The organism is Streptomyces sp. NPDC096205 (assembly GCF_044763135.1).
GTDB lineage: Bacteria > Actinomycetota > Actinomycetes > Streptomycetales > Streptomycetaceae > Streptomyces.
The window spans coordinates 1,180,701-1,194,427 of the sequence record NZ_JBIWFS010000002.1; the positions used below are offsets into that span (position 1 = coordinate 1,180,701).

A 13,727-nucleotide genomic window follows, 5' to 3' on the forward strand; every position below is an offset into this window, starting at 1 on the left:
GCGGGCCCCCGAGAGCCCGCCGTCGAAGTGACAGTCACTTATCGCCGAAGCCCCCGCTCCGGCATCCGCCGGTCCAGCTTCGAGTCGAACTTGGCCAGCGGCTTGGCCTCCGACACGACAGACGGGGACAGGCCCGCCCAGTCGAGGATTCGGGCGGTGGCGAGGTTCTTCTCGCCCTCCACCAGGCCGGCCACGCGGGCCCCGTGGTTGGCGCCGGGGGCCGTGAACACGTAGGAGTCACGGGCGCCCTTGCCGAGGCGGAACTGCTCGGCTCCCCAGGGGTCGTTCTGGCCGTAGACGAAGAGCATGTGGTGCGCGTTGTGGCGGACCCAGCTGTCGACGTCGCGCATGGCCCACGGCTGGAAGGCCATGGGGATGTCACGCGGGACGAAGTTGCGCGGGGGCTGGTAGCCGTAGCGGATGTACTGCTTCTCGACGTGCGGGAACTGGATGGTGGGCGCGCCCAGTTGGGTGCCCGCCTGGTAGTAGTACGGCGTGTACGTCTCCAGGCCCTGGTCGGCGTACGCCGAGAAGCCGGAGATGGTGTCGACCGAGGTCCAGATCTCGTCGTCCGTGGCGTGCGCCGCGTCCGCCGGGATCGTCCCGCAGTCGGCGAGCAGGCTGTACTGCCAGAAGCCCCACACGTAGTCGAGGACGACCGCCTCGTAGGCGCGGTCGAGGCCGCCGATCGTGTTGAAGGTGAGGCCGTTCTCGGCGGCGTACGCCTCGTACTTCTTCTCCAGCGGCTCCCGGCGCACGAGCGCCTCGCGCTGGACGGCGTTCAGCCGGTCGCGGCACTCCTTGGTGCCGACGGACGCGAAGAAGCGGTCGTAGGCGGAGTCCTCCTTGTTGACCACGTCGTTGGGGGCCACGTAGGCCACCACGCCGTCCATGTCGCGCGGGTAGAAACGCTCGTAGTAGGTGGCGGTCATGCCGCCCTTGGAGCCGCCGGTGGAGATCCAGTTCTGCGAGTAGATCCCCTTCAGCGCCTTGAAGATGCGGTGCTGGTCGCTGGCGGCCTGCCAGATGTCCAGCTTGCTCCAGTCGGCCGGGGCCGGCCGGGACGGGGTGAAGAAGCGGTACTCCATGGAGACCTGGTTGCCGTCCACGATCTGGGTCGGCTCGCGGCGGCTGGGGGTCGTGGAGACGTTGTAGCCGCCGGTGTAGAAGACGGTCGGGCGGCTGACGTCCTTGTGCAGGACGGTGATCCGCTGCTGGAACGTGCCCGCCGACGGGTTCCGGTGGTCGACCGGCTGGGTGTAGTTGAGGACGAAGAAGCGGTAGCCGGTGTACGGCTTCTCCTCGATCAGGCTCATGCCCGGTACGGAGAGGAGCCGGTCCTTGATGTCGCCGGTTCCGGTGGCCTCCGGCTGGGCGGCGGTGGCCGCCCCGGCCGTGCTCAGCGTGCCTATGAGCACGGCGAGCGCGAGCAGCCATCTGAGCGCCTTGCGCATGCACCCTCCCTGGGAAACAGATGTGCGCCGGAAGCTATCGGAGCAACTCGGTTCACACCAGGGGAGGTTGAGCTAACAGTTGCGCAAAAGGCACTGATCGGACGCGATCAGCAAAGAATCCAGCCCGAGTCCACCGACCCGTTGCCCCGCGAGCCCTTGACCCGCACGCAGCGCTGTCCCGCGTAGGTGCGCACGGGGCCGATACGGCGGGTGCGCAAGCCCTCCTTGTGGGCCGGGCGGAAGCCCCGTGCCTGCACGCTCACCGTCATCCAGTGCTGCGGGCCGGGGCGCCTGGCGTAGGTGACGGCGCAGACGACGCCGCCGCTCTTGTAGACGTGCACCGCGCCGGTGGAGAACGACAGCGTGCGCACCTTGCGGCCCGCGCAGGTCTCCGCCGAGGCGGCCTGGGCCGTTCCCGGCGCGCCGAGCGCCAGCAGTCCGGACGCGGTCAGCACGGCCATGCCGAGCGCGAACCGTCGGCGTATCGCGCCCGCGCCCTTGTCACCCCTGTCCACTGTCGTCCTCCCGAGCCACACGACCATCGCCGTACTGCTGTACGGACGCCAGGCGTGTGTCGGATGGTTGCACAACCGGGACGGGCCCGGGACACGGGCCCGCCCCCTCGCGCTCAGCTCGGCGCCGGCACCGGCTCCCCCACGAACGTCGCCCACAGCTCGGCGTACCGGCCGCCGAGGGCCAGCAACTCCTCATGCGTGCCGTCCTCGGCGACCCGGCCGTGGTCCATGACGACGACCCGGTCCGCGCGGGCGGCTGTCGTCAGGCGGTGGGCGACGACCAGGGTGGTGCGGCGGCCGGCGAGGCGGTCGGTGGCCTGGTTGACCTGGGCCTCGGTGGCCAGATCCAGCGCGGCCGTCGCCTCGTCGAGGAGCAGGACGTCGGGGTCGACCAGCTCGGCGCGGGCCAGGGCGATCAACTGGCGCTGTCCGGCGGAGAGGTTGCGGCCGCGCTCGGCGACCTCGTGGAGGTAGCCGCCCTCCAGGGTGGCGATCATCTCGTGGGCGCCGACCGCGCGGGCGGCGGCCTCCACCTCGGCGTCGGTGGCGTCGGGGCGGCCGTAGGCGATGGCGTCGCGGACCGTGCCGGGGAAGAGGTAGGCCTCCTGCGGGACGACGCCGAGCCGGTGCCGGTAGGAGGTGAGGTCGAGGTCGCGCAGGTCGGCGCCGTCGACCGTCACCCGGCCGGACGTGGGGTCGTAGAAGCGGGCCACCAGCTTCACCAGCGTCGACTTGCCCGCGCCGGTCTCGCCGACGAAGGCGACCGTCTGCCCGGCCGGAATGCGCAGGTCGATGCCGGTCAGCGCCTCTTCCGGTTCATCGGAGGAGCCGTATGCGAAGTGCACGTCCTCGAAGGCGATCTCGCCCCGCAGGGAGGGCACGTCGCGCGGCTGCCGCGCCGACTTCGTCGAGGTCGGCTCCTGGAGCAGCTCCTGGATGCGGCCGAGGGAGACGGACGCCTGCTGGTAGCCGTCGAAGACCTGGGAGAGCTGCTGGACGGGCGCGAAGAACAGGTCGATGTACAGCAGGTACGCCACCAGCGCGCCCGTGGTCAGCGTGGTCTCGGCGACCCGGCCGGAACCGGCGATCAGCACCGAGGCCGCGGCGGCCGCGGAGAGGAGCTGCACGAACGGGAAGTAGATCGAGATCAGCCACTGTCCGTGCACGCGCGCCCGGCGGTAGCTGTCGCTGCGCTCGGCGAAGCTGCGCGCCCCGTCGCGCTCGCGCCTGAAGGCCTGCACGATCCGCAGCCCGGCCACGGTCTCCTGGAGGTCGGCGTTGACCACCGACACGCGCTCGCGGGCGAGTTCGTACGCCTTCACGCTCGCGCGGCGGAAGAAGTACGTGGCGACGATCAGCGGCGGCAGGGTGGCGAAGACGACGAGGGCGAGTTCGAGGTCGAGCACCACCAGCGCGACCATGATGCCGAAGAAGGTGACGACCGAGACGAAGGCCGTGACCAGGCCGGTCTGCAGGAAGGTCGACAGGGCGTCGACGTCCGTGGTCATCCGGGTCATGATCCGGCCGGTCAGCTCGCGCTCGTAGTAGTCGAGGCCGAGCCGCTGGAGCTGGGCGAAGATCTTCAGCCGCAGCGCGTACAGGACCCGCTCGCCGGTACGGCCGGTCATCCGGGTCTCACCGGTCTGCGCGGCCCACTGCACGGCGACCACGAGGAGACCGAGCAGGGAGGCCGCCCACACCGCGCCGAGCGCGGCCTCGGTGACGCCGCTGTCGATGCCGTGCCGGATCAGGACCGGGAGGAGAAGACCCATCCCCGCGTCCACGGCGACCAGGGCGAGGCTGATCAGGAGCGGAAGACCGAAACCTTTCAGCAGTCTGCGCAGTCCGTACTGCTCCTCGGCGCGCACCGCGCGGGCCTCGTCGACCTCAGGGGTGTCGGTGGCCGGGGGCAGCGCCTCGACCTGCGCGAGCAGCTCGGGGGTGGCGGGAGTGCCGGACATCGCGGCGTCCCTCGGCGCGCGCTCCCCCGCCCACAACCGGGGCGTGATGCCGCGCTCGGCGTCGAACTCGGCGTCCAGTTCGTCCCGTACGGAGGTGTCCTCGGCGGGTGCGAGGGGCTGGGTGTGGCCCGGGGAGACACCGCCCAGCTCGTCGGGGTCGGTGAGCAGGCGGCGGTAGAGGGCCGAGCGCTCCTGGAGCTCCTCGTGGGTGCCGAGGTCGGCGAGGCGGCCGCCGTCGAGGACGGCGATGCGGTCGGCGAGGTTGAGGGTGGAGCGGCGGTGGGCGATGAGGAGGGTCGTGCGGCCCTCCATGACCTGCTTCAGCGCCTCGTGGATCTCGTGCTCGACCCGGGCGTCCACGGCGGAGGTGGCGTCGTCCAGGACGAGCAGCCGCGGGTCGGTGAGGATCGCGCGGGCGAGGGCGACGCGCTGGCGCTGGCCGCCGGAGAGGGTCAGTCCGTGCTCGCCGACCTTGGTGTCGTAGCCGTCGGGCAGCTCGGCGATGAAACGGTCCGCCTGGGCGGCGCGGGCGGCGGCCTCGATCTGCTCGTCCGTGGCGTCGGGGCGGCCGTAGGCGATGTTGGCGCGGACGGTGTCGGAGAAGAGGAAGGAGTCCTCGGGGACCAGCCCGATCGCGGCCCGCAGGGACTCCTGGGTCAGCTCGCGCACGTCGTGGCCGCCGATCAGGACGGCGCCGCGCGTCACGTCGTAGAAGCGCGGCATCAGCAGCGACACGGTCGACTTGCCGGAGCCGGACGATCCGACGACGGCGAGGGTCTCGCCGGGGCGGATCTCGAAGCTGAGGCCGTCGAGGACCGGCTGTCCGGGCTCGTAGCCGAAGGAGACGTCGTCGAACTCGACGGTCGCGGGCGCGTCCGCGGGCAGTTCCTTGGTGCCGTCCTTGATCGACGGCTCGGTGTCGATCAGCTCCAGGACGCGCTCGGTGCCGGCGCGGGCCTGCTGGGCGACGGTGAGGACCATCGCGAGCATGCGGACGGGGCCGACGAGCTGGGCGAGGTAGGTGGAGAAGGCGACGAAGGTGCCGAGGGTGATGTGGCCGCGGACCGCGAGCCAGCCGCCGAGGGCCAGCATGGCGACCTGGCCGAGGGCGGGGACGGCCTGGAGGGCGGGGGTGTACCTGCTGTTCAGGCGGATGGTGCGCAGCCGGCCCGCGAACAGCTTCCGGCCCACCTCGCGCAGCTTGCCGGTCTCCTGCTCCTCCTGCCCGAAGCCCTTGACCACGCGTACGCCGCTGACGGCGCCGTCGACGACTCCCGCGACCGCGGCGGCCTGGGCCTGGGCGTACCAGGTGGCGGGGTGCAGCTTGGCGCGGCTGCGCTTGGCGATGAACCACAGGGCGGGAGCGACGGCGAGCGCGACCAGCGTCAGCGGGATCGACAGCCAGGCCATCACGATCAGGGAGATCAGGAAGAGGGCGAAGTTGCCGATGGTCATCGGCAGCATGAAGAGCAGGCTCTGGATCAGCTGGAGGTCGCTGGTGGCGCGGCCGACGACCTGGCCGGTGGACAGCTCGTCCTGGCGGCGGCCGTCGAGCCGGGTGATCGTCTCGTACATCTCCGTCCGCAGGTCGTGCTGGACGTCGAGGGCGAGACGGCCGCCGTAGTAGCGGCGGATGTAGGTGAGGGCGTAGACGAGGAGGGCCGCGGCGATCAGGCCGGCGGCCCAGGGCGCCATGTCACGGGTCCGGGCGGTGACGACGTCGTCGATGATCACCTTGGTGAGCAGCGGGACGAGCGCCATGACGGCCATGCCGAGGAGGGAGGAGGCGAGGGCGAGGACGACGTCCTTGGGATATCGCCAGGCGTATGCCGCCAGTCTCCGTGCCCATCCCCGTTGCGGTTCCACGTCGGTGCCCTCCGGTCGTGCTGATCCAGTCGTCCTGATCTACCGGAAGGCTCCAACACGGACCGAAGCGGATTTCATCCCTCCGCAACAATTCAGGGGCGCACGGTCAGCCGGTAGAACCGCGTGATCTGTGCCGCGTTCTGGTTGTCGTCGCTGGCCAGCAGCACGTGCAGTCGGCCGTGGGGGCCGTGCCCGGTGACGGTCATGGCCTCGATGTTGTCGAGGAGGGGGTTCGGCTGGGGCTGCTTGGCGGTCGCTCCCAGTGACGGGCAGTTCACCAGGTCGGCCAGCAGGGTCTTCTCGACCGGTCGTACGTCGTCCTGCCCGGTCAGCTCCTCGACGCCGCTGGTGTCGGTCGCGTGGCGCGGGTCGGCGAGGTAGAGGCGGACGGTGTTGCCGACGCCCGCGGTGAAGCCGCGTTCCAGGACGAGGAGGCGGCCGTCGGCCAGGGCCTGGATCTCGGGGACGCCGAGGCCGTCGTCGGTGCGGTAGGCGTACTGGGCGGAGAGGCGGAAGTCCGTGCCGTGCCGCCGCCAGGTCTGGAGGCGGACGAGGCCGGGGGTGTCGCCGGAGATCGCGTACTCCATGGAGGCGATCAGGGTGCGCCCGCCGGGCAGCAGGGTGAGCCCCTCGAAGGTCTGGTTGGCGCGGGCGCGGCCGGCCGGGGCGACACGCAGCGCGTCCGGCACCGGGAGGCCGGCGAGGATCGCGCCGTCGCGGCCGTGGCGGCGTACGGCGGGCTCGGTCTCGGAGGAGACGAGGTAGGTGCCGTCCCGGTCGACGGCCAGCCCCTCGGAGTCCAGCGCCCGGCCCTGCTCGTCGGCGAGCGGGACGACGGCGCGCGGGCGGAGGGTCCGCGGGTCGAGGCGGAAGAGGGAGGAGCGGTCGGAGACGGCGGCGAGGGAGCCGTCGGCGTCGGTCGCCAGCGCGGAGAAGTTGCCGACGAACATGCCCTCGTACGTCGTCTTGTCGAGGGCGTCGGAGAAGCCCTCGACGGCGACGGACGGCGAACAGGCGCGGCTCTCCGCGGAGTTGGCGGTCCCGGCGGCGGTCAGGCAGCTGGCCGCCGCCAGGACGGCGGTCGCGGTCGCGAGTACGGTTCTCAGGCGCATGGGCGCCACCGTAGGGCGGACCGGTGACGGGCGGGAGACCGCGCCGTGAAGTCGCGAGTGAGACGTCGGTGAGGCGTCAGCTCGCGTGCAGGTCGCGGTGGACGACCTTGGAAATGTTCTGGATCGTGTTGATGCCGTACTGCCAGGTGCTGCCGGTGTTGTTGAGGGTGAGCACGCTGATGAAGTAGTCGTGGCCGTTGCCCTTGAAGGCGCCGATGCTGTGCACGCGCCAGCGGTGGTCGGTCGAGCGCTGCAGCCAGCCGTTCTTCACGGCCTTGGTGACGGTGGAGGGGGCGCCGTAAGGGGTGCCCCAGAACTGCGAGGGGATGACCTCACGCATCAGCTTGAGGACGTAGGCGCGGCGGGCCGGGCTGAGGACGGTGGAGCTGCTGGAGGTGAGCATCTTCAGCAGCTTCTGCTCGTCGGTGACAGTGATCTTGGTGAGGCCCCAGGTGCCGTAGGGGCCCGGGACGGTGTGGGTCATGCCGGCGGCGTTCAGGAAGCGCTGGATCTTCGTGACGCCGAGCTGGTTCCACAGAGCCGTGGTGGCGTCGTTGTCCGACTGGGTGATCATTTTCCGCGCGAGCGACATCTCGCGGTCGGTCAGGGCCCGGTTGTTGGACTTCTGCGCGTCGTAGAGCAGGGCGGACAGGACGGTCACCTTCACGACGCTGGCCGAGTCGTAGCGCACGGTCGGACGCAGGGTGCAGATGGTCTTGGTGCTGCGGTCGTAGACGCCGACGGCGATGGTGCCGCTGCGGGCGTTGACGGCGGCCTGGATGTCCTGCCGCAGCTTGGTGGCCAGCCCCGCCTTGGCGGAGGTGCAGCTGACCGTGGGGGTTGCCGCGTCGGCGGGTGAGGCGGCGGCAAGGGGTATCAGGAGGCCGGCGCCGAGGGTGGCGGCGAGGGCTCTCGCGCGTCTCTGGTGCGTCATGCCCCTGTTGACTCACGAAGTTGACGGATAGTTGCACGCTTTCGATCAGAAGCTCCCCGGGCCCTTCACAGCTTCTGTCATGCAACCGACACTGTTCGTTCACCCCAATGAGTACATGTGCATGTCACTCTCCCGGGTGCCGCTCCATCAACCCGCGTAGAACGGACCCCACATGCCGTCTTCCCGCGCCCGACGCTGGAGGTCGGTGGCCCTCGCCACCGCCGCCCTGCTGACCGGGCTCACCGCCCCCACACTCACCGCGACGCCCGCCGCCGCGACGACGACCGCGTACGACTCGACGTACTACAAGAACGCGATCGGCAAGACCGGCACGAGCCTGAAGTCCTCGCTGCACACCATCATCAGCAGCCAGACCAAGCTGTCCTACTCGGGGCTCTGGGAGGCCCTGAAGGTCACCGACCAGGACCCGAACAACAGCAACAACGTGAAGCTGCTGTACTCGGGCATCTCCCGCAGCAAGTCCCTCAACGGCGGCGACACCGGCGACTGGAACCGGGAGCACGTCTGGGCCCAGTCCCACGGCGACTTCGGCACCTCCGCCGGGCCCGGCACGGACCTGCACCACATCCGCCCGGAGGACGTCACCGTCAACGCCCGTCGCGGCAACCTGGACTTCGACAACGGCGGCTCCAGCTTCACCAACAGCGGCGGCAGCCTGATGGACTCCGACTCCTTCGAGCCGCGCGACGCGGTCAAGGGCGACGTGGCCCGCATGATCCTCTACATGGCCGTCCGCTACGAGGGCGACGACGGCTGGCCGAACCTGGAGCCCAAGGACGCGGTGAACACCGGAGGCACCCCGTACCACGGCCGCCTCTCCGTCCTGAAGGCCTGGAGCGCCGAGGACCCGCCGGACGCCTTCGAGGAGCGCCGCAACCAGGTCATCTACGACACCTACCAGCACAACCGGAACCCGTTCATCGACCATCCGGAGTGGGTCGAGGCGATCTGGTAACGCCGACGCGCACGCACGGCGAACGTGCCAGAGTAGAGGTGGCAGGCACCTGTCGGGTTCGAGTCGGGGGACGGGTTCGACGGGTGCAGGCCGGCGCGGAAATGTGGTCCGACCCCGGCGGGCACCGGGGCCGGACCGCAGTGCGTGCGCCGGGTGGGTCCGGCCGAGTAATGGGCGGTCGGACTCGCCCAGCATGCCGCGAGTCGACCTTCCGGTCCGCCCCACACCTCTCGTCGCCTCTACTTGGCGAACACCTGCACACACACCGCGACAAGGGGCGCCAGCGGTGTCAGGATCGCGACCGCCGTCCGCGCCCATCGGGGAAGCGGTTCCGGCTCGCCACCTGCCGTGCCACGCCTTCGCCTTGCCATGGCCGGACTCCTCTCGCCGTAGTGTCCCGCCTCGCGGCGGGATCCGGCCCTGGGACAGGACCGGAGCACTGGACGGCGAACGAAGTACCGGTAGCGCAGAGCATAGTGGGCTTCGGGCGAACAGGCGGGCTCTTGTCCATCATCAACGCCCAAGTGACGCAGGCAACTTGGCGGAGCCGACCGGAACGTCCGGCCCCGCACGTGAGCCGCCCCCGCCGTGACCTCGCACGACGGGGGCGGCTCGAAATCACAGGCCCTCGCCGCCGGGCGCGGGCAGCCGCGCGCCCCTGCTCTCGGCGATCCGGCGCACATCCGTCAGCGCCTCCCGCATCCGGGCGAGCATGAACCGGAGTTGGGCGTTGGTCGCAGTGTCGTCGGCCAGCAGATCGGCCGCGTGCTCGAGGAGGTCGCCGGCCATCCCGAGCTGCACGCACTCGATGGTGTCGGCCACGCGGGAGAGGTAGCCGGTTCCGTCGGTGACCAGGTAGCAGGGTTTGCCTTCCGTCCCCTCCCAGGGCAGCAGGCGGGCTTCGCTCACCTGGTCGCCTCCCTCGCGGGCGGCATCCCCAGGGAACCGATGCCGATGCCGAGCAGCGGTGCGGGGCGCGGAAGCGGAAGCGGAAGCGGTGGCGCCTGGCGCCGAAGTCGCGCACGGAGGAAGAAAACGGCGATACGGTGACGCATGTCGTCGGCCCCTAGGCAGAGTTGATGACCACGCCCCCGGACCGGTCGCACGGTCGCGGGGGTATCGCTTTGTGTAGCGATCCACTCACAGAGTGAGACGTGCCGGGCTAGCCTGACCAGGGGGTCGGATGTGACCAGGCATTTGTCACAAGGGAGTTGGCCATGACCAACACGTACGGTGACTGGCTGAGGCAGCAGCGCGAGACGGCCGGCCTGACGCAGCAGCAGCTGGCCGACATGGCGGTCATGACGCGTTCGCACATCGCGCACATCGAGGCGGGCCGACGGGTTCCCTCGCGGGAGGATGCGCGGCGGCTGGACGGGGCTCTGAACACGGGGAATGTGTTGAGCAGCTTCCTTCCGCACGAGCAGGCCGCTGTGGAGGACTACTTCGAGGCGGCCAGGGAGCTCGAACAACAGGCGACTGTGATCCGCGAGTTCGCTCCCACGTTCGTGCCCGGCATCCTGCAGACGTACGCGTACGCACACGCCCTTCTCAGCGTTGGGTACCCCCCGGCGAGTGAAAAGGAATGTGACAGGCTCGTTGTCACACGCCTTGAGCGCTCGAAGATCCTCAGCGACCCGGTGACACCCGTAGTGTGGGCACTGCTGGACGAGGCGGTTCTACGACGCCCTGTCGGCGGCCCAGAGGTCATGGCCGAGCAGCTCATGCACATCGTGCACCTGGCCGAGGGCGGTCGGTTACGCGTCCACGTGATGCCTTACGGCGTGGGCGCCTACCAGATCCTCAACAGCATGCTGACGCTGATGTGGTTCGAGGACCAGCCCCCGGTCGCGTACACCGAGGGCCTCCAGATCGGAAAGGTCCACGACTCCCCCGCTGTCGTCGAGCGACTCCAAGGCGCCTACCATCTCGCGTTGAGCGACGCGTTGCCGCTGCAAGAGTCACTCGACCTGCTGAGAGCGACAGCGAAGGACTACGGACACCATGACTGATCACACGACCCCCGCCAGCGGTTGGCGTAAGTCGTCCTACAGCGGAACCGAAGCCAACAGCTGCCTCGAAGTCCTCGACCACCACCCCACCGGCGTCCCCGTCCGCGACTCCAAGAACCCGCACGGCCCGGCCGTGGTGTTCTCCACGGCCGGTTGGTCGTCCTTCGTCAGGGCGTTGAAGGCAAGTGCGTAGGCGCGAACATCCGCAGGACGGCCGGGAGCACGACCACTGAGGGCCCCGGCGTGGCCAGTGCCTTCGACAGGTCCGCCTCCAGCGACTCCGGCGTCGTACGGACGCCCGGCACGCCGAAGGACTCGGCGAGGGCGACGAAGTCGGGCCGGGTCAGCTCCGTCCCCATGGCGGAGCCGAACGCGTCGGTCATGTACTCGCGCAGGATGCCGTAGCCACCGTCGTCGATGATCAGCCACGTGACCGGGAGGTCGTACTGCTTCGCGGTCGCCAGCTCGGCGATCGAGTACAGGGCGCCTCCGTCGCCGGACACCGCGAGGACGGGGCGGCTTCCGTCGGCCACGGCCGCGCCCAGTGCGGCAGGGAAGCCGTAGCCGAGGCCGCCCGCGCCCTGGGCGGAGTGCATGTGGTTGGGGCCCTTGGGGTCGAAGGCCGACCAGGCCCAGTACGCCAGGATGGTCATGTCCCAGAAGGACGGGGAGTCCGAGGGGAGCGCCGCGCGGACGGAAGCCAACACCTGCTGCTCCAGGGTGAGTTCCTGGGCGGCGATACGGTCCCGCACCTTCGCCAGCAGGGCCCGCACCCGCTCAGGCGCAGAGGCATCGTCCCGCTGCGACACCGTCTCCAGCAGCGCCTGCAACGCCAGCCGGGCGTCCGCGTGGATGCCGAGGGCCGGGTGGTTGGACTCCAGCTTGCCGAGGTCGGCCTCGATCTGGATGACCCGGCCGCGCGGCTTGAACGTGTGGTAGTTGGACGACAGCTCGCCCAGGCCCGAGCCGACCACCAGCAGGACGTCCGCGTCCTCCAGGAGGTCCGTGGTGTGCCGGTCCTCCAGCCAGGACTGCAACGACAGCGGGTGCTTCCAGGGGAAGGCACCCTTGCCGCCGAAGGTCGTCACCACCGGGGCCTGGAGCTTCTCGGCCAGCGCCTTCAGCTTGCCCGAGGCGTCGGATCGTACGGCGCCACCGCCCGCGATGATCGCCGGCCGGGCGGCGGAAGACAGCAGGTCCGCCGCCACCGCCGTGAGCTCGGGCCGCGGCGCCAGTTCCTCCGGCGTCGCGTCCACCGCCGTCACCACCGGCAGGTGGGTCTCCGCCAGCAGCACGTCCTGCGGGATCTCCACCCACACCGGGCCGTGCGGGGCGGTCAGGGCCGACTCCCACGCCTCCGCGATGGCCGACGGGATCTGGGACTGGGTGCGGACCGTGTGGACCGACTTGACCACGCCCCGGAACGAGGCCGCCTGGTCGGGGAGTTCATGCAGATATCCGTGGCGGCCGCCGCCCAGGCCCGCCGTCGGGACCTGGCTGCTGATGGCGAGGACGGGGGCGCTGGCGGCCGCCGCCTCCTGGAGGGCCGCGAGCGAGGTCAGCGCGCCCGGGCCGGTCGACAGCAGCAGGGGCGCCGCCTCGCCGGTGATGCGGCCGTACGCGTCGGCCGCGAAGCCCGCGTTGTTCTCCACGCGCAGGCCCACGTACCGCAGGTCGGACCGGCGCAGGGCGTCGAACATGCCGAGGGCGTGCTGGCCGGGCAGGCCGAAGACGGTCGTCGCGCCGAGCCCGGCCAGGGTCTCCACGACCAGGTCTCCGCCGTTGCGGCCGGGGGGAGGATTCAGCGCGGCCTCCGTCTGGGCCGGCGTCGGGCGGAGTACCAGGTCGTGGTCGTGCGTCACTTCGAGCGAGCCTCGGCAATCTGGCGGGACATGATGGTGGTCAGCTCGTACGCGGTGTGGGAGGCCGCGACCGAGGTGATCTCGGCGTGGTCGTACGCGGGCGCCACCTCGACGACGTCCGCGGAGACCAGGTTGCAGGATGCCAGACCGCGCAGGATCTCCAGCAGCTCGCGGGAGGTCATGCCGCCCGCCTCGGGGGTGCCGGTGCCGGGCGCGTGGGCCGGGTCCAGGCAGTCGATGTCGATGGAGATGTACAGCGGGCGGTCGCCGATGCGCTGGCGCAGCTGGTCGGCCACCTCGTCGGCGCCGCGGCGGTAGATGTCCGCCGAGGTGACGATGCCGAAGCCCATCTTCTCGTCGTCGGTGAGGTCCTGCTTGCCGTACAGCGGGCCGCGGGTGCCGACGTGGGAGAGCGCCTCGGTATCGAGGATGCCCTCCTCGACCGCGCGGCGGAACGGCGTGCCGTGGGTGTACTCGGCTCCGAAGTACGTGTCCCAGGTGTCGAGGTGCGCGTCGAAGTGCAGCAGGGCGACCGGGCCGTGCTTCTTCGCCACCGAGCGCAGCAGGGGCAGGGCGATGGTGTGGTCGCCGCCCAGCGTCATCAGGCGGGCACCGGTGCCGAGCAGGTCGTCGGCGGCGGCTTCGATCGTCTCGACGGCCTCGTTGATGTTGAACGGGTTGACGGCTATGTCGCCGCCGTCCGCCACCTGCGCGAGCGCGAAGGGGGAGGCGTCCTGCGCGGGGTTGTAGGGGCGCAGCAGCCGGGACGCCTCACGGATGGCGTTGCCGCCGAAGCGGGCGCCCGGCCGGTACGAGACGCCGGAGTCGAACGGCACGCCCACGACGGCGACGTCGGCGCGGCCGACCTCGTCCAGGCGGGGCAGCCGGGCGAAGGTCGCGGGACCGGCGTACCGCGGGATGCGGGACGAGTCGACGGGGCCGCGGGGCGTCTCGTTGCTGCTCATGGTCAATTGCCTTCTTTCCTACGCTTCGTCGCGTATGTACTTCTTGCCCTATGACTCTACTGGCGGGCCG

General features: G+C 70.6%; 11 protein-coding genes. 3 read left to right on the forward strand and 8 right to left on the reverse strand.

What is annotated here, in order from left to right; translation table 11 throughout:
• Positions 1-38 precede the first annotated feature (38 nt).
• The 5 genes from ACIQ6Y_RS11790 to ACIQ6Y_RS11810 all read right to left on the reverse strand — a co-directional run bounded on the left by ACIQ6Y_RS11790 (position 39) and on the right by ACIQ6Y_RS11810 (position 7,842).
• On the reverse strand, positions 39-1,454 hold the full coding sequence (locus ACIQ6Y_RS11790; protein WP_404035997.1) for a S28 family serine protease: 1,416 nt from the start codon (positions 1,452-1,454) through the stop codon (positions 39-41).
• A 107-nt stretch (positions 1,455-1,561) separates the two neighbouring features.
• Positions 1,562-1,915, reverse strand: coding sequence for a hypothetical protein (locus ACIQ6Y_RS11795; RefSeq protein ID WP_404036412.1), 354 nt, complete (start codon positions 1,913-1,915; stop codon positions 1,562-1,564).
• Between the two features lie 167 nt (positions 1,916-2,082).
• Entirely contained in the window at positions 2,083-5,796 is a 3,714-nt protein-coding gene (locus tag ACIQ6Y_RS11800) for an ABC transporter ATP-binding protein (RefSeq protein WP_404036000.1), read from the reverse strand.
• A 92-nt stretch (positions 5,797-5,888) separates the two neighbouring features.
• The gene (locus ACIQ6Y_RS11805) at positions 5,889-6,908 is read right to left on the reverse strand and encodes an esterase-like activity of phytase family protein (RefSeq protein ID WP_404036003.1); all 1,020 of its coding nucleotides are present in this window, start codon (positions 6,906-6,908) and stop codon (positions 5,889-5,891) included.
• Positions 6,909-6,984: 76 nt separating this feature from the next.
• Complete coding sequence (locus ACIQ6Y_RS11810; RefSeq protein WP_404036006.1) at positions 6,985-7,842, reverse strand: serine hydrolase; 858 nt, start codon at positions 7,840-7,842, stop codon at positions 6,985-6,987.
• 172 nt (positions 7,843-8,014) lie between these two features.
• On the opposite strand from ACIQ6Y_RS11810, the gene ACIQ6Y_RS11815 reads away from it, so the two are divergent.
• Entirely contained in the window at positions 8,015-8,818 is an 804-nt protein-coding gene (locus ACIQ6Y_RS11815; RefSeq protein ID WP_404036009.1) for an endonuclease I family protein, read from the forward strand.
• 618 nt (positions 8,819-9,436) lie between these two features.
• On the opposite strand, the gene ACIQ6Y_RS11820 is transcribed toward ACIQ6Y_RS11815, so the two are convergent.
• Complete coding sequence (locus ACIQ6Y_RS11820) at positions 9,437-9,727, reverse strand: hypothetical protein (protein WP_404036011.1); 291 nt, start codon at positions 9,725-9,727, stop codon at positions 9,437-9,439.
• 308 nt (positions 9,728-10,035) lie between these two features.
• Between ACIQ6Y_RS11820 and ACIQ6Y_RS11825 the strand changes: the two genes are divergently transcribed.
• Together ACIQ6Y_RS11825 and ACIQ6Y_RS11830 are read left to right on the forward strand one after the other, a co-directional pair.
• Positions 10,036-10,830 carry a Scr1 family TA system antitoxin-like transcriptional regulator gene (locus ACIQ6Y_RS11825; protein ID WP_404036014.1) on the forward strand — a complete coding sequence of 265 codons (795 nt, stop codon included), beginning with the start codon at positions 10,036-10,038 and terminating at the stop codon, positions 10,828-10,830.
• Complete coding sequence (locus tag ACIQ6Y_RS11830) at positions 10,823-11,023, forward strand: DUF397 domain-containing protein (protein WP_404036017.1); 201 nt, start codon at positions 10,823-10,825, stop codon at positions 11,021-11,023. Before ACIQ6Y_RS11825 ends, ACIQ6Y_RS11830 begins: the two co-directional genes overlap by 8 nt.
• On the opposite strand, the gene ACIQ6Y_RS11835 is transcribed toward ACIQ6Y_RS11830, so the two are convergent.
• A complete protein-coding gene (locus ACIQ6Y_RS11835) occupies positions 10,998-12,692 on the reverse strand; it encodes a thiamine pyrophosphate-binding protein (RefSeq protein WP_404036020.1) in 1,695 nt (564 codons plus the stop codon). The two genes, ACIQ6Y_RS11830 and ACIQ6Y_RS11835, sit on opposite strands and share 26 nt — an antisense overlap.
• On the reverse strand, positions 12,689-13,657 hold the full coding sequence (gene speB, locus ACIQ6Y_RS11840) for an agmatinase (RefSeq protein WP_404036023.1): 969 nt from the start codon (positions 13,655-13,657) through the stop codon (positions 12,689-12,691). Before speB ends, ACIQ6Y_RS11835 begins: the two co-directional genes overlap by 4 nt.
• Positions 13,658-13,727 lie beyond the last annotated feature (70 nt).